General features: G+C 43.2%; 11 protein-coding genes. All 11 read left to right on the top strand.

What is annotated here, in order from left to right; translation table 11 throughout:
• Positions 1-406: 406 nt before the first annotated feature.
• The gene (locus J8L97_RS19995) at positions 407-805 is read left to right on the top strand and encodes a 3TM-type holin (RefSeq protein ID WP_211052346.1); all 399 of its coding nucleotides are present in this window, start codon (positions 407-409) and stop codon (positions 803-805) included.
• A 320-nt stretch (positions 806-1125) separates the two neighbouring features.
• Positions 1126-2565, top strand: coding sequence for a phage tail sheath C-terminal domain-containing protein (locus tag J8L97_RS19990; protein ID WP_211052345.1), 1440 nt, complete (start codon positions 1126-1128; stop codon positions 2563-2565).
• Between the two features lie 115 nt (positions 2566-2680).
• Positions 2681-3127: a phage tail protein gene (locus tag J8L97_RS19985; protein ID WP_211052344.1), complete on the top strand. Its 447-nt coding sequence runs from the start codon at positions 2681-2683 to the stop codon at positions 3125-3127.
• 51 nt (positions 3128-3178) lie between these two features.
• Positions 3179-3634, top strand: coding sequence for a phage tail protein (locus J8L97_RS19980; RefSeq protein ID WP_192509453.1), 456 nt, complete (start codon positions 3179-3181; stop codon positions 3632-3634).
• A 26-nt stretch (positions 3635-3660) separates the two neighbouring features.
• Positions 3661-3918: a hypothetical protein gene (locus J8L97_RS19975; protein ID WP_211052343.1), complete on the top strand. Its 258-nt coding sequence runs from the start codon at positions 3661-3663 to the stop codon at positions 3916-3918.
• A gap of 5 nt (positions 3919-3923) precedes the next feature.
• Positions 3924-4658 carry a hypothetical protein gene (locus J8L97_RS19970; RefSeq protein WP_211052342.1) on the top strand — a complete coding sequence of 245 codons (735 nt, stop codon included), beginning with the start codon at positions 3924-3926 and terminating at the stop codon, positions 4656-4658.
• A 1-nt stretch (position 4659) separates the two neighbouring features.
• Positions 4660-6282 (top strand): phage baseplate assembly protein V, encoded by a 1623-nt coding sequence (locus J8L97_RS19965; RefSeq protein WP_211052341.1) that lies wholly within the window; start codon positions 4660-4662, stop codon positions 6280-6282.
• Positions 6283-6300: 18 nt separating this feature from the next.
• Positions 6301-6705: a GPW/gp25 family protein gene (locus tag J8L97_RS19960; RefSeq protein ID WP_211052340.1), complete on the top strand. Its 405-nt coding sequence runs from the start codon at positions 6301-6303 to the stop codon at positions 6703-6705.
• A gap of 239 nt (positions 6706-6944) precedes the next feature.
• Positions 6945-10259, top strand: coding sequence for a hypothetical protein (locus J8L97_RS19955; RefSeq protein WP_211052339.1), 3315 nt, complete (start codon positions 6945-6947; stop codon positions 10257-10259).
• Between the two features lie 119 nt (positions 10260-10378).
• Complete coding sequence (locus tag J8L97_RS19950) at positions 10379-13090, top strand: hypothetical protein (RefSeq protein WP_211052338.1); 2712 nt, start codon at positions 10379-10381, stop codon at positions 13088-13090.
• Positions 13091-13104: 14 nt separating this feature from the next.
• The coding region (locus J8L97_RS19945; protein WP_211052337.1) for a polymer-forming cytoskeletal protein at positions 13105-18078 on the top strand (4974 nt) is incomplete at its 3' end.

The following is an 18078-nucleotide window of genomic DNA, read 5'->3' as shown; positions in this document are numbered from 1 at the left end:
TCTTATCGGCGTCATCAATATCCTATTGGCGTCATCAATACCTTGTCTGTGCAATGAATACCTTGTCTGTGCAATGAATATCTTGTCTGTGCAATGAATATTTGATCGGCATGATTAATACCTCGTCGCCCTGAACGTGTTTCAGGGTCGATGCTTGGTCAATGTTCATGGTTAAGCGCTTTGGAGGCAAAGCAGATATGGATCCTGACCTGCGTCAGGAAGACATGGGAGTCGTTAATGTTTTGTGGGAGTCGCTAATATCATATCTGCGTCATCAATATCCTGTGAGTGTCATTAATATCTTCTCGGCGTCATCAATACTTTTCCTATGTAACGCGCTCCTTGTGAGCGGCCTAACAGACTTCAACAATTTTAACAGCTGATTTTATCGTAAAGAGGAAGCAATATGGGATTTTTATCAACTCTATTCTCTACCAATACACAAGCCCCCATGGTTGCCATTGGCACATTATTAGATGAGCTTTTTACCAGTGATGAGGAAGCACTTAATCTGGCAATATTAAAGCAACGAGTCGCTCAGCAGCCTAATTTAGTACAAAACACCGTTAATCAGGTGCAAGCCTCTCACCGCAGTTTGTTTGTTGCAGGGGCGCGGCCATTTTTAATGTGGGTGTGTGGCCTCGGGTTTTTATTTGCATTTGTGATAAACCCCATTTTGCAATGGATTTGGCCCGGTATAGGCACTCCGAATTTGCCTTTAGATGCCATGCTAGAGCTCACACTCGCCATGCTAGGTTTAGCGGGGCTGCGTACTGTAGAGAAGTTAAAAGGCGTGGCGAAATAAGTGTGAAATATTGCAAAATATCGACCAATTACCGTGTCACGTTTGTAGTCGCAATTAATTTAAAATTTAAATTCACAGCCATCGGTTGATGGCGTCTTCACTGTACAAAAAGATAAATACGTACACATCAGCTGGGACTGATGTGGCGGAGCCGTGGCAAAGGCTCACTGTCTTTTGGGGAACAAGTTTGGCCCACAGGTTAAGTTCCCAACCACGGCGCTTGTGGGTATGCCTTTAAAATAATCGAACTTGTTCCCCATCCCTTAAATTCTTGCCGACTCGGCGCTTAAGAATATGTTTATTCAACGAAAGGAAACATTATGTCTCAATACAAAACCCCTGACGTCTACGTTAGAGAAAAGTCGATTTTGCCTCCTTCAGTGGCGGAAGTCGCTACGGCAATCCCCGCGTTTATTGGCTATTCAACAAAGATAGAAGATATCAATGGTGAATCAATTGTACAAAAGCCGATTCGCATTAAAAGTATGATTGAATTTGAAGCTAATTTTGGTGGTGCATACCAAGAAAGCTTCATGTTGAAATCAAAAAATGACACAAATACGGCATTTAAGGTGATTTCATTGGATGCCGGTGGCACTGAAGTCAATGGTGCCCCAGCTGCTCAGTATTTCTTGTATCAAGCTGTTAGCCACTTTTTTGCTAATGGAGGCGGTGCATGCTACGTCGTTACAGTTGGTGAAGCAGGTAGCGGGCTAAGTAAAGCAGACTTTGAAACTGCGGTCGCTGGTTTAAACAAAGTGGATGAGGTCACGCTAATTTCGACACCTGAAACAATTGGTTTGGGCGCTGTTGACCACTATTCTGTACAGAATAAGTCACTTGCTCATGCAGAATCGCGTATGGATCGATTTGCCCTCGTTGATGTGCAAATGCAGATGGTAAAAACAGCCACGGGTGATTTCGATATTGCCACAGATTCAACAATGCTTCGTTCATCAATAACAGCTGGTTTACAATATGGGGCATCGTATTACCCATATCTGCAAACAACGGTTGCTCGCAGTTATAACGAATCAAACGTAAATGTGTATATTGATGACGGTACCGGTACCGACACGTTTAATATAGTGAGCATGGCAGATTTAGGCGATGATGCAGCCGCTGACTATAGTGCACAAACGTATAATTTAGTAAAAGCTGAATTAGGTAAAAATTACCTTGTGTTACCTCCATCCCCGGCGGTTGCAGGGGCTATTGCGAAGACCGATAAAGACCGTGGTGTCTGGAAAGCACCGGCAAACGTTGCGCTTTCGCAAGTGCTTGCACCTAAGGTCGCCATTGACAATGACGACCAAAAAAATCTGAACGTTGATGCTACTTCCGGCAAATCAATTAATGCTATTCGCAGCTTTGTGGGTAAAGGCACTTTGGTTTGGGGCGCTCGTACGCTTGCAGGTAATGACAATGAATGGCGTTATGTATCTGTCCGTCGTTTGTTCAATACTGTCGAAGAGTCGATTCAAAAAGCCACGCACTTTGCGGTATTTGAGCCAAATACACCGTTTACCTGGCTAAAGCTTAAAACCATGATTGAAAGCTACCTCGAAAATCTGTGGCGAGCAGGCGCATTTTTTGGTGAAACTCCAGAGCAAGCATTCTTTGTCAATGTGGGTCTGGGCCAAACGATGACTGAAGATGATATTAACAATGGCATTATGAATATTGAAATCGGTCTAGCTGCGGTGCGACCAGCAGAGTTTATCGTCTTGACTTTCTCACATAAAAGCATAGAAGGCTAAGCCCTCTAACTCAATGATTGGGTGAGGTTATGCATTCAATCAATACACCCACTCAATCAATCTCATTTCTTATGGGCAGATGCTGCTCACACAATACAAATTTTGGAGTTTATATATGGCTACAGCAAGAACGGATATTGAAGCGGAGTATCCTATTCCAGTTTACCGCTTTGTGGTAAGTTTTGGCGAAGAGAGTATCCCATTTTCAGAAGTTTCTGGGCTAGATATTGGTTTTGAAACAATTACTTATAAAGATGGTCATGGCAAAAAACACATGCCTGGCCAACCGACAGATGTGAATATCACCCTTAAGCGCGGCTTAGTACGTCAAAAAAGTCAATTTTACGATTGGATTTCGTCGATTAGCCTAAATTTGGTGGATAAAAAAGACATTACCATTTCATTGACGAATGAAGATCGCTCCCAACCGTTAGTAACGTGGAAAGTGATTAATGCCTTCCCTAAAAAGCTTACAGCGCCAAGCATTAATGGCGGCTCAAATGAAGCCAGTGTTGAGTCACTAGAAATGATGGCTGACGATATTAAAATCGAATTCCATTAATCATTACATTCTCCTTGTGTCAGGCACTTCGGTGCCTTTTTAGGACATATTATGATCCAAGATCTAGGCATTCCTTTAGTAGGGTATCGATTTGCAGCAGTGATCATGACTGCCGGCATTCCTAACCCTATAGATATATTCTTTAAAGAAATTAGTGGACTAAAGTCAGCTCGAGGTGTGGAGCGTAGCGGAAATCGCGTATCTATCGCCAATACAAAGCAAGCACGGACTTTGGTCCTTAAGCGTGGGGTATTGAAAGTACCAAGCACGGTACAAGAAGGTAATTTAGTGAATTTGAATTACTGGGATATGTACATGATGCGTAACGATATTCTAATTACATTATTGAACGACAATAATTTGCCGCTCAAAGCATGGTTTGTACAACGGGCGTTTTTAGAAAGTTGGGAGTGGGACAGTCTGGACGCAACTCGTAATGATGTTCTGATTGAGTCTATGAGTTTTAGTTATAGCGACTTAAAGTCAGTATCGATCCCAATTCCCTAATGATGTGTGAATGCAAAGGAGAGAGCGTGGACATTAAATGTGATCAAATTCAAGTTAAAGCAAAGTTAAAGACACAAGAACCGACTTCGAGTTCAGCTTCTGCCGATGTGGATAATGGCGAAATTAATGAGACATTAACACCGGATGAAAATTGTGAATGTGCCCCTGAGAATGAAACACTCAATGAAGATGATTTAGCCAGATGGTCAAGCAGTGTTGCTGTGGACCTTAAACGCTATGTTGATCTTAAATTTGCGCAATTTGTAAGACAAAAGAGGCCATAGATAATATGAAAAATAATGGCATAACCGCGGATGGTTTACCGCTTTGTAAAATTACCTTCTATACAAAAGTTGAACGCGGAGCAGGTAATAAAATTGCTGAATTGACGCTCCCTTACGATTCTAATTCTTTGCAAAGTTCGTACAAAAATAATGTAACCAGTTCAAACGTTGTGGGGGCCGAAAGTGGTGCCAGTCAATATCAAAAGTCGGCACCATCTACTTTGAAAATGACTTTTTTATTGGATGACTCCGTTGTTGAAACACCCAATCAATTGCTTCAGCGTGTAATGGGTGACAATACGACTGAAACACATATAAAAACGTTATTGAAATATGGCACTGCGGTACAAGGGAAAACCCATGTGCCTGCGTTTGTGACAATTACCCCACTCAATATGGCACTTAATGCGGGCGCTGATGGCAGTTTTAGCGGTATGTTTTCCGAGCTAGAAGTTAAAAATGAGCTCGTTGATAGCAAAGGCCGCCGGGTGAAGGCCCAAGTGAGTTGTTGTTTGACGGAATGTTTATCAGAGAAAGAAATAAAATTAAAGTCAGGGAAAAGCTCACCAGATTTAACGCATGTTTTTCAGCTTAAAGCAGGTGATAAGGTGTTGGTACAGGCGGCGCAGATCTACGGCTCTGCGCAATTTGTTCACCACGTTGCATCAGCAAATAATATGGCATCAGTGCGACGGGCAGAGATCGGTCAGCAGATAACTTATCCCCCGTTGGAGCGATAGCATGGATATACGGTATACCATTACAGTGGCAGGTAATGCGGTATCTGAAAAAGTCGCCGTGCGAGAGATAAAAACGTGCATGGGAGTGAATCAAATTTCGCAACTGACGCTACTCATTGAAGATGGTGATATGGCGGCCGAGTCGTTTTTTACGACGGATGCTGATTTATTCAAAATGGGTAAGGAAATTGTTGTCAAAGCGGGGATTGCAGAGGCGCAGCAGCAGATAATTTATATAGGCGTTATCACCGAACAATCGATTGGTTATGACCGTGCAACTTACCTTCAGGTGATTGCGCGTGGCGACGTTAATAAGCTTTGCCAAGCAAAGCTAAGTAAATTGTATGACCCAAAAACATCAGATACTGACATCATAACGGATTTGTTATCTGGAGCTGGGGCGACAGCAGGTAAGATTGCTAAAAGTGAGATTAAACACCATCAATTTCTAATGATTGAGCAATCGCCGTGGGATATGTTGATGCATCGGGCTTTGGTGAATGGCTTTGTATTATGCGATGAAGGCAAAGCTGATGTTGTTGACCTTAAAAAACACCAACCAGGCACCCATACGTTTAATTTGGCAATGGATGGATGTATTGACTTTGAGCTGTCTGTAGACACAAGCAGCCATTTAAAGAAAACACAATACACCGGTTGGGATATAAAAGAGCAAGCCTTGCTTGCGAATGCAGATCCTCTTGCGAGTAGTTACAAATATCCAAAACATGCAGATGCCGATGCCGCGTTTAGTTTGCCTGCTCAGTTATGCCATGCGCAAGCCCCCGTTGATAAAACTGAGCTTGCCGCGAGTGCAACAGCGCAGGTCCATTTTCGTTTATTGGATATGTACCAAGGTCGCGTTCGCATTGATATGTCGAGTAAAAAAGCATTAAAAGGGGTGAAATTACTCGATGCGTTAACTGTATCTGGCGTTGGCAAGCTCAGTGCTGGAGAGTATTTAGTGGGGGAAATTCACCACCATATCAGTGACAGAGGCTGGTACTGTGAATATGTATTGGGTGTGCCATTAACACGAACACTTTGGTCACCATGGCAGACGTTACCTCCAGCAGCCCCTGTTATGGCAAAAGTGGCCGCTTTTCAAAAAGATGATGAAGCGTTACAACGCATTCCGGTGTTATTACCAACGGCAACCAACAAGAAGGTCGTTTGGGCGCGATTGTTAACGCCGTTTGCAGGCAAAGAGGAAGGCGTTTTCTTACCGCCAGACCTTGATACTGAAGTATTGGTGGACTTTATTGGAGGCGATGCGCGTTATCCTGTGATTATTGGTGCATGTCATAACCCAAAAGTCATGCCGCCTTTTGCATATGATGATAAAAATGAACAGCGGGGCATCTTTTTTAAAGAACAAGCGTTGGCTGTTCAATTTACATTAAAAGAACCGCACTTACTGCTTAAAGGTAGCAAAGATCAAACAATTACCTTTGGGCAAAAGCAAGGCTATGCCCTTGCGCAAAAAGATATGGCCACGATAACAGCAAAAGACACGCTTAATTTGATGAGTAAAGATAAAGCGATGGTTGATTTAAGTAAAGATATTCACCTCAAAGCGGATGGCAATGCCACCATAGAAGCCAAAGCGACAGACGTTAAATAGTACATAAAGGAAAAATTCATGTCACAAAGTGCATTTTTAGGACAAGGCTGGGCGTTCCCTCCACGCTTTGGAACCTCCGAGTCAGGACCCGCGATAGCGTCAGGTGAAGTTCTATTGCAACAAGCCATTTATTTGGCGTTGCACACGCTCATTGGCGAACGTCCACTGTGGCCCGAAATGGGTTCTGGGTTGTCTAGTTTTACTTTTGCAGAAGCCGCAGAGCAAAGTTTAGCAGACCTAAAACAAGAGATAGCGACTGTATTACTTAATTATGAGCCAAGGATCACATTACAAGACATTGTATTTGATAGCTCAGCGTTATATGACGGCATACTCACTATTGAATTGCAGTATTTGATTCGCCAAACGAATAGTCGCAGTAATATGGTTTTTCCTTTTTATCTACTTGAGCAATCTGTATAGCTTCATTGATTGTTACTTGGGCTAAAAGAGTTCACGTTTTACACCTCTCGTTCAATGCGCAACGCTTTTGAACTGCATATTCAACATCGCTTCGTACGCTAAATATGACGTTAACCCATTCGTACCGAATTTTTCGAGTTTATGCGCTGTATTCATTTCGTGGTTATTGCAAAACCAGCACCTTAGCTTGGATTTGTAGGCATTGCTTTAATTTTAGAATGATAACTTAAGGTTTTATCATGACTGAAAAGTCTAATTATCCTGTACATATATTATCCCCTTTACACCAAGGGTTAAGCCAATCTCAGCGTCGTACAGAGCCACTGTCGAGTGCTTTTTTTCAAATTGAAGCACGCACGATTGAGCAGTGGTTGGTGTACCTGCAACAGCTAGCAAAACAAGTACGTTTTATTGATGAAGCAAGTGTGCCGAATTTACAGACTTGGGAGCAGGTTTTACCTGATGCCAATCAGTTAGCATCATTAGCCAACATGCTAAAGAACCAAGTTGTTAGTACTGATACTCAGGCATTGGCGAGTCGACCTGATCTGGCGTTATTGCTGACGTTCATTGATTTGTTACAACATACAAGTGCACAATTTAATGCGTTTGTGAGTCGGCATTTGGATCATTATTTTCATGATGTATTGCGTTTTACTAAGCAAGTTGCGCAACCGGATAGTGCGCATGTTGTTATTACACTTGGTGATATCGCCTCAATGACGCTTGCTGAAGGGATTGAGTTTGATGGTGGTAAAGACAGTGAAGGTAATGCACTAATCTACCATACAACGACACCAGCAGCGATTAATCATGCCCAAGTTGATTTTGCAGCCACCTTAAATAGGGTGATCACATCAGAGTCGGATCAACAGGCATCATTGCAGGTGGCACGCAATGTCATCTTTGATGCTCAAACAGGGCAAATACTTGAACAGAGTGTGCCAAGCTTAGGGACGTTATCAACCGAAGAAGGTCAACCTGAGGTTGAGCTAGGGTTTAAAGTCGCCTCTCAAGATCTGTTTTTGCTAGGCGGCGAGCGCGTAGTCACATTGCAGTTTGCGACGGATAGGCTGGGAAGTACGCCCGTAAATGTATCCGATTGGCAGAGCGTATTTGATATTTATGCCAGTACTGTAGATGGACCAAGGTTATTGGCTGCTGATACGTGGGCATTTGAAAGTCATGCGCAAAGTGTTGACCAAACTCGACTTCAGATCACCTTATCGCCTTTATTCCCTGCGTTATCTCCAGCTGATGATGAATATATTGGTGGCCATTTGCATTTACCCTATTTATCGTTTGTATTGAAAAGCGATGCATATTTGTCGGTTTATGGTGAACAAGCATCGAATCAAGGGTTACTGAGCCAAATTGGCATAGAGCATATTAAACTTAATGTGAAAGTGACTGGCGCATCAGGGGTTATTGCGAGTAATAGCGAAGGCGCACTGGATACACAAAAGCCGTTTGATCCTTTTGGTCTAGACCCTAGGCTTGCGGCTAAATTTCATTTTACCCATCCAGAGTTATTGTGCAAAGACATTACTTACGCCAGCTTATCGTTTACTTGGTTAGATAGACCCAGTGACTTTAATACGTATTACAAGCCATATAGCTTCTACCTCTTTACTCAAGCGGATCAATCACAGAACTCTGAGTTCTTTAATGAAAGTGGCCGTTGTACTGTGGAAGCGTCTGATTCGACTCGCGCGGAAGAAAAGGTATGCAGTGCTGTGACGTCGTTTGACTTAAACACATTATTAGATAGTACGTGTGATTGTTTAACTTGGCCCGATAGCGAAGTGAAGATTTATCAATCGGACAAAGCGCTGGGAAGTGAGTTAGCATCAGAAGCACTTTCTGGGAAAGGACACAGCACGAAACTGTTTTATGATGATTATGATCAGGATACATTGCCAATCGTTGTCAACAATAAAGCCGCAAATACCATAGAGTTTACGACAGCCGATAATAATGTAGCGGCAGACTATGGCACGTTGCCAATGGCTGAATTAGATGCGAGGCAGTGGCCAAAATGGTACAGCCTCGAATTAACCAGCCAAGATTTTGGTCACAAAGACTACACACGTGTTGTGGAGTACTTTGCTTATCAAAATGGCATCGCGTTGGGCAAATCACCAGATAACTTCATACCCATTCAGGTTTCTCCCCCTTATACACCGCATTTGGAATTAGTTCAGTTGAATTATGAATGTGAAAGCGTCACTAGCGCCAATAGCGCGGTAGTTGGGAATACCATTTGGCTTGAGCATATAGCGCCTATTGGTCGCCAAACACTAGCATTGAATCGTATGGCACAGGCTAAATTGTTGCCAGAAATTGATAAATTAGGGTATCTCTATATTGCTTTAAAAGACGTTGTGTCTCCTGGGCAAGTGAGCATGTATTTTCAAATAGATCCCATCGATGGTTATAACATGGGGCACTCGCCTAAATTTTTGTGGGAATATTTTGATAATGGTCATTGGCAGCGATTAAAGCGAGAAGATTCACAAGGCGAGGCAGGCGAAGGGCGTATTTTGCAAGATAGCACTTATGATTTACTTGACTCGGGTATCATTATTTTTTATTTACCAAAAGTTGGCTTGGAGAATAGCTTTAATCATGATGGCCGGCTGTGGCTTAGAGCAAGTATTGAGTATGACTCCGTTGAATACCCGACCAATGAGTCTTCAATATATCCCATTTATTCACGCATACGTGGCATGTTCACACAGGGTGTAGAAGTCACATTAAAAAGTATTGAACACCCACAAGCACATTACGAGAAACCCTTATCGGCCGAGCAAATTGTAAAGTTAGCGCAACCAGATCCAATGGTTAAGCAAATTAGCCAGCCTTATCCAAGTTATGATGCCAAAGTCACAGAAACGACAGCAGCATTTAATCAAAGAGTAAGTGAGCGTTTACATCATAGGGGAAGACTGTTAACAGCGTGGGATTTTGAACATTGTGTATTACAAACTTTCCCACAATTACATTCAACACGAGCGGTACATACTTCCCAAGGGGTAACCTTGATTGTGATCCCATTAAATTATGATCCAGATGTGTTGCAACCAAAGGCACCTCGATATTTAAAACGAGAGGTACTTAATCTGATTGAAGCGCTCACAGTACCTGGGTTAGCTGTGAAGGTTGAAGATCCAAATTATGTAGAGGTGCAAGTAGAGCTGATTGTAAAAATTAATCCGCTTTATGATATCCAAAGCTCTGTTATCGAGCTCAATCAACTGGTCATAGATACATTAACACCGTGGAATAAGTCAGAGTCCGAATTGTCAAAAACGATTTATTTAACAACGTTAGCCCAAGTGTTAGAACAACATGTTGCGGTAGATATGATCCAAGTGATCAGAGCGAAACGCGCGGGTGACAATCAGAACGAATATAGTGCATTAGCACCAAAGGATGCGCAAGAGATCCTAGTACCGGCTCGCAACCATAAGATTTCATTAGCCAGTGTCTCGGGCGATGTGTTTGAAGGCATTGGTAAATGGGAAATTGAGCATGACTTTAAAGTGCAGTAATACAGCAACCCCTTGCTAATCGAATACATAACATTGCGACGCAAAGCTTAAAAGAAAGTTTTCACAGCTTTTCGGTCAGCGCGTCTTGCGTATATCACCTCTATTTTATTAGGTAAATTATGGTTTCTAATCCATTGAAAATCTCTAATGATCTTGTTTTGCATCGTGGACAAGATCTTGAGGGATTGAGAGTACAAGCACTTGAGCGGCTGCAACAATTTGCACCAAATACGTGGACTGATCACAACCGTTTTGATCCAGGTATTACGTTACTGGAGGTATTAGTCTATGTCCTGTCAGATTTAAGCTATAAATTTAGTTTTCCTGTAGAAGACCTGTTGTCTCGTGCAGAAAGTGATGCGAATCGCGGGCAGCAGTTCCTCGCACCAGAAACGGTTCTATTCAGTCATTGTGTGACAGCTGATGATTATCGGCGCTTATTTTTAGATATTGCAGAAGTAAAAAATGTTCATGTCAAAGACATAAATACAGGAACGGGGAGCGCTAGCGATACCTTTGATTTGATGATTCAGCTGTATCAAAATAGTGATGAAATACGTGCACAAGTCATCAGTAAAATCCATCAAACATTTATCAGTAACCGAACGGTTAATCATCAACTCGGCCAAATTGGCTTTTATGGGGTGGAAGATGTATTACTGACCGTCAGCTTAGATTTAAACGACGTCGATGATGTAGTTGAAACGCTGGTGGACATTTTTCGACTGATAGACAATGAAATATCACCGAGTGTTCCTCAATATACCGCGGCGCAACTACAGCAAAAAAACATCAGCTTAGAGCAAATTTATAATGGACCAAAGCTAAATAATGGGTTTGTATTAGATTCAGATTTAGCGAACACAGCCCAAAAACGGCATCTTTATAGTTCAAATATTCTCAGTGTGCTTGATGGCCATCCACACATCGCCAATATTAGTGAATTTAAGTTTATAACCGCATCGTCTCAGCAAGGGTATGAATACTGGCAAACAAAAATCCCGCCAAATGCAAATGGTGATGTGTGCCTGCCTGCGTTATTTTTCCAAAGCCCACAGTTTTTTGATGCAATCAATATCACCATTGAACAGCAAGCTTACACGTTAACAACAGATGAAAAAGTTCGAATTCGTGCTGCGTTAGATACATTCAAATCGGCACCGTTGAATGAAAGAAATATATTATTAGCGCCGCATAAACAAGGTGAGCATCGTCCATTGAGTCACTACGATTCATTGCAACACGAACTACCAAAGGTGTTTGCGGTTACCGAAAAAAGCTTAGATCAACTTATTGACTCAGGGCAAAAAGCACAGCTGTTGCAGTTTAAAGGTTATTTACATTTATTCGATCAGATACTAGCGGACCAACACAAGCAACTTGATGTGCTCCCCCATATTCTGGCATTGCCAAGCCCAGACAGCTATCAGGTTATTGCGTCTTTATTAGATGACATGCTGGCCAGTGAGTCAATGAATCAAACGCAATGTGTGGCATTTTGGACCTGTGTAAATGCACTACCTCACTCTCAATTGAGTCAGGCACTGCAAGGAATTAGTGGCTTAGCGCATCTAATTACTATGCCAATTGAAACGTATCAGAATGAAGGTATGCAGCGTACCTTAGAAGCGCATTTTAGCTTAGCCCAACTGACGCGCCTCAATCGCAGTACAGCACACTTATTGGCCCGTTTTTGTATTACAGTACCAGACCCTAATTCATTGAAGTACCAGAATGTTTTTGCCTTGTATGGGACTGAACTTGCAAGCAATGAATTAGATCAAAGTGGTGAGGAATGTTTGGTGGCTCGCTTAGTTTTACTTCGACAGTATATTGATAAATGTCGATTACTCAATGAAATAGGGGAGCTTGGGTGCCAGCGAGGAATGGGATTTAATTATTTGTCACGTTTACCACACTGTGATCAATTAGCTGGGCTCAGTAAATATATTATGCGACATATTGGGCTCTCCCACCCAGGACAAATGCCGCTTGCGACCAATAACAAGGAAAGCTTCTATTTGCTTGAATCAAGCTTGCTTAATACCGATTTAAAAACCGGTAGCATATCTGAACAGCCCTTAGTGACTCAGCTACATTTTATTTTGCCAGATTGGCCGACGCGGTTCCAAAACCTTGAATTTAGAGCCTTGGTGTCTTCTCAAATTAGGATGTATACACCACTGCATCAAAGTACCCAGAGTATGTGGTTGGACAAAGAAACTATGAGTCTTTTTGAGCGGCTGTATTATGGGTGGCTGAATTTTTATGGCGAAGCTCAGCGGAGCCGGTTCATGCAATTCAATGAGTCTGTTATTGCGGTTGCAATGAGACTGAATAGGCTATTAAAGCAGTTTCTTAGGCAACCAATAGATGCGGCATCGAACAGCACCGAGCATCGTTGGATGCTGGCTTCATTGATTATAAATGAAACGAATGAGGAGGCTGATTTCGAGACCATTAAGCAGGTCATGTATGACATATTACAGACGTACTCAGAACAGGCATTATCAGATGAGCTCGAGATCGACGGCGTCGTTTTATCCGAAATTCATCGTTCAGTTACCGCTATTATTGCAAACGAAAACTTTGAATTTCCAATCGGTTTTAGCGCCGATACAGTATTTTACCTGACCGCCCAGCACTGTATTGACGAAATATGTAAACCTAGCCTGTTAGACAGCGCTAATAATCATCGCCGTTTTACTGTGGGTTATACCCCATTGCCATATTTAACGCCTATTTCACCGGTTTCACTTTCAAAAATAAACCCTACAAGCCCAGAGGCTTCTAAATTTACTGTCGCCAAAAGTACGGCAAATCGAATCTAATCAAGGAACTACTTATGACTACCTCAACTGAGCAAGATATTGAGTCGAGCACCGAATCATCAACGCCAGCACCTGAAAGCCGTGCGTCATTAATTGGCAAATTTGATGATTTACAAACCCCGACAGGTGATGATTTTGAGTCATTAATTCGCTCTAGCTTTAACCAAGTGGATGATCCCTTAAAAGTGACAGGCGCCAGTGACGATGAAACGTTGGAAGTGACTGCGCCTCTGCATATAAAGCGCAAAGACTTGGCGCCAGGTTCAACGGCACCTAGCGCGAGCATTACCATAACACCAGAGCAACTGATAGTTGCAGGAGCCGATGCTGAAGCAAACATGGTGAAAGTTACGGCAGACGCTGTGTCAGTAGGCGAAAGTGGTAATTTCACGGCCAGTGCAAACACGTTAAATGCATACAACGTATTAGAAGTGAACGCAGATACCTCAATGGTCAAAGTGACTGGTGATATTAAAACGCAGTCACTGACAAGTGAATCGGCTCATATGACAACGGTGCAAGCTGATCAAGTAAACACTGAAAAGTTAATTGTTACCACAAATACAACTTTAGGTCCGAACACCACGGCAGAGCAGTTAAACGTTAGTGGTGCAACTACGCTGAAGGACAGCTTAGCTGTTACTGGGGCAACCAATCTTGAGGGTAACCTCACTGCGAATAATGCCATCTTTAATCAACATCTTGAGGCACATAAGGCGCTGGGTGTTGGTATCAATAAAGACAGCACTAAGGCAATACTGCATATTAATAAATCAAGCAGTGACATGGATGCATTGCTACGTGTTGATGATGAGAATAATGATGACACGCCGTTCATTATCGACTCTGAAGGTAAAGTGGGCATTAATACATCTATGCCTGATAGTCATTTGCATGTGGATGGATCGTTTTTAGTTGGCGTCAGTAAAGACAGCGCCACAGTACACCTTAAAAATGATGGGCCGAGTCAGTTTAATAACGAGGTGCAAATAGCACAAGGGCTTGCAGTACAAGGGGGTGTATCAGTAGGAACGTCGCTGGGAGCTGTTGCACAAGGTAATGCAGCCATATCGGGAAAAGTCGGCCTTGGCACGCATCAACCTGAGGCATTGCTGGATATTCATGCGGCGCAACCAGGTAGCATGCTCAACATGCAAAACGGTGATGATAAGTATATTAAAGTCACGAGTGCACCTGTGACCGATGAAACAGAAATAACGCTATATAAGCCAACTAAAATAGCACAAGATTTATATGTATCGGGCCGGGCGACCAGTCAAACATCTGTTGTCGAGGGCAGCTTAACCGCACAGAATACAGAGGTTGAGACGCTTCATGTTTCAGACTCTGCAACGGTATCAGGGCTCACTCAAAGTAAAACATTACTTGTGGGAGAACAATCAGGCACCACGGAGCCTGAACGCGCAGCAGGTGCTTTGATTAATGCCCCATTGACTGTTAAGCACAGCGCTCAATTTCAAGATATTACTGCAGCAACAACTTTGCAGGCGACTGACGCAGTGATACGTGAACGGTTAAATGTAGGTCATGCACAAGGTCAAAGTAACGCGCGGGTTAGTATTAATGCGCAAGGTGCAGATGAAACCACGTTACTCATCAAAGATGATGAAGATAAAGCACTATTACGTGTTAAGAAACAAAAAGTCACACTGGGCAGTGAAGGGGGGAGTTTACCTCTTTGTGTTGAAGGCAGCATGCATGCGACAGGCAAAGTCAGCGCACCATCACTCGATATTTCAGGACATGTCAATGCCAATACTTCGCTGGTTAATGAACAAATTAAAGTTGCCGCGTTATCGTATGCTCAAGGGTTTACGACGTCAGCCAAATTTGCTGTACTGGCGGATGAGACGACGACATCAGGCATCGATGTCAGTTATAAAAACGGCAATGCAACCACCTCAGTGTTGGTAAATAAAGCGGAGTATGTGGGGGTTCATAAGGCAGATCCGCAAGTTCATTTTCATGTCGGCTCAGAAAGTATGTTTGAGGGACATGTTACGCTTCGAAACACACTAGACATTACACAGAGCGAAAATAGCCTACCGGCTTTTCGTGCCAGCTTAACACAGACACAAGTTGGTTCCAATGCAACGGATGCTCAGTTTATGGTGTATGGCAACACCGAGTTACGCGGCGCGTTCAGTGTCTTCAGCGATGATGGCGATTTTATTCGTACTAACGACTCTCAGTTGCAGTTAACGCAACTTGGTGTTGAACCGGTGTTTAAAATCAGTGATGAGACAAACGCTCAGGTGATTTATGCGCAACCAGGAAAGTTGGCAATTAATCAAACCATCGATGTGAATAGTGCCGACTTTTCTCTCACGGGTGAGGCGAAAATAACCGGAACACTCGCAATTGAAAATCCTGAGCTAGCATTGCAGGTGAAAGGTCGAACAGATATAGAAGACAAATTACAGGTCATTGGTGAAACGGCGTTACGAAATGGCCTTGATGTCAGTGTCACAAACAACACCGCTGAGGCGGCAAAAGACGCATTGTCGGTATCAGGTTCCAGTGTGTTGAATGGCACATTAACGGTAAGTGAGGCGACAGACATAGCAGATACCCTCACAGTGGGTAAATTGGCGCAATTAAATGACGCATTAACTGTGACTGCGCATACACAACTCAATGATACAGTGACCGTAGAGGGCGTACTTGTTGCACAAAGTAACGTCGTTATTAAAGGGGAAGTGGGTGATAATGCCTTAACGGTTGATAATAAAGCCGTATTTAGAGATGACGTGAGCATCGGCGGTGATCTGAGTTTAACACCTTACGAAGCATCAGCACGGGTTCATATCTGTGAACAGCAAGCGCAAGCGTTACGCATAGATCACCATAATGGTGAGGTGGGGTTAGTATTCTCACAAGGAAACTTGGGCTTAGGGCTAGAGCGACCAGAGTACATGCTGGATGTGGCTGAGGACAGCCGTTTCCATAAAGATTTAACTGTGTCAGGGCGTGTGGAAATTGATGACAGTTTGCATGTAAATGAATACGCCAGCTTTCGTAGTAACTTGAATGTTTATGGTAATACGGAGCTATTGGGCGAGGCCCGTGTAGGTTTAGCATTTCATCATCAACAAGATGATTCATCGTCAGCGAGGTTGGGTAATGCGCAATTAAGTATTGAACAAAACCATTTTGATAAAGCGTTGGCTGTTTATCACCAAGGCAGTGACCCCGTGGTTGTCAAAGAGGGCCGACTGGGTATTGGGACAGAAGACCCCCGAGCACTCTTAGATGTGACTGGCAATGTTACTGTAACAGGTGATATTGAGTTAGACGGTGTGTTAAAAGGGGCGGGTCGTTTAGAGTGTTTAGACGGCGCAAAGATTTTTGGGGATGTTGAATTACGTTCTGATTTAACCGTAAGTGATGACGTTCTACTCAAAGATAGCTTAACAGTCGAAGGCCATGCTGTATTCACACGTAAAGTTCGCGTGGAAGGAGACAGTGATTTTGTCAAAAATGTCGCTGTTGCTGAATCCCTCACTGTAGAGAAACGTACTAGCTTGAAGGATGATTTACATGTTGGCAAGCATGCGACTATTCAAGGTGGCGTTAATATTGAAGGTTTAGAAGCCGACAGTAAAGTATTGATAAAACCAGACACAGCACTGATGGGTTGTTTGCAGGTGAATGGTCCAGCTGAGTTTAACACGACCTTGAGTACAAGGTCGTTGAGTGCGCAAGATACATTAAATATAGGAGATACGCGAGCGTCGGCAAAATTGGCAATAAATAGCGAAGAAGGGTTAGCTGGGTTAGATATTGCGATAAGTGGTGACACGCAGCTACACCTCAATTGTGAAGGTCAATTAGGCTTAGGCACAGCACAAGCAAGTCATAAACTGGATGTAAATGGTGATGCGCGAATTAGTGAAGCCCTTTCGGTTGAGGGACGTTTGGAGGTAGGCAACGGTGCGCAAATAGTGGGGGATTGTCAGATTCAAGGCGCGTTATCGGCTGATGATTTATCTATTGCAGCGGTCAATTTCCCAAATAGTCCGACGATTAATATGGTTTCTCAAGACCCGCTACTCGGTGGTGAACAAACGTCAAATAACACATTGGCCACGCAATCAGCGGTAAAAGCGTATATTGATGAGCATACTTGGCAGTTGAGCCATGGTAAGAAGGTCATCGCGATTCATGATCAGCAAGAGTTTGATGCCGTGTTTGAACGTGGCACGTTGAATAATGTGACTATTTTACTCTATCCACACAACAGTCACCCTCAAGTAACCCGTGCGTACAAGCTTAATCAAGCTGTAGAAATAGGCTCAAATGTGAGTATTGTCGGCTTTAACGAGCAAGAAACACGTATTGTTAAAGCACACCCTGGGTGTCGCTTTATTCTGCGGGGAGAGCGAGACGCGAAGGTGAAAAATGTACAGATGAAAGGCTTCACTTTTGACGGTACGATTGCCGGTGAACCATCTCGCTTTGAAGGCAGTGGTGGCGCGTTTAGTTTACGTTATGTCGAAAATATTCAACTTAACTGTGTGATAGAGCATCATTGTGTTAGCCATGATGGTGGTGCGATATATGGAGATGTCGAAGCGACTGAGGTACAAGCGTTGAACATTAGACAATGCAAAGCGGGTCGCCAAGGGGGAGCAGCCTATGGCTTGAAATACTCAACAATTGATGCTCAATTTTGCCAAGCTGAACGTGGAGGTGCTGTGGCACATTGCGATAACAGTGAAGTCTTGGCAAAACATAACAGCGCGTCGCTTTATGGTGGGGGGGCGTATAAATGTGAGAACTTAATGTGTACAGGCCACTGGCGTAACAACCGCGCAAACGGGGGGGAGGGTCAACACATATACAGTGCTGGGTGTGAGCATGGTGAGCTACATGAACAGCCGCATCAAGAAGGTTATTTATGGCATGCCGTGTATCTTGACCACGCGCTTACTTGCGCGCATTGTTATTGGCGAAATGATCATATT

This window comes from Pseudoalteromonas sp. MMG012 (genome assembly GCF_018100875.1).
In the GTDB taxonomy this organism is placed as follows: Bacteria; Pseudomonadota; Gammaproteobacteria; order Enterobacterales; family Alteromonadaceae; genus Pseudoalteromonas; species Pseudoalteromonas aurantia.
This window is presented reverse-complemented; position numbering and strand designations above follow the sequence as displayed.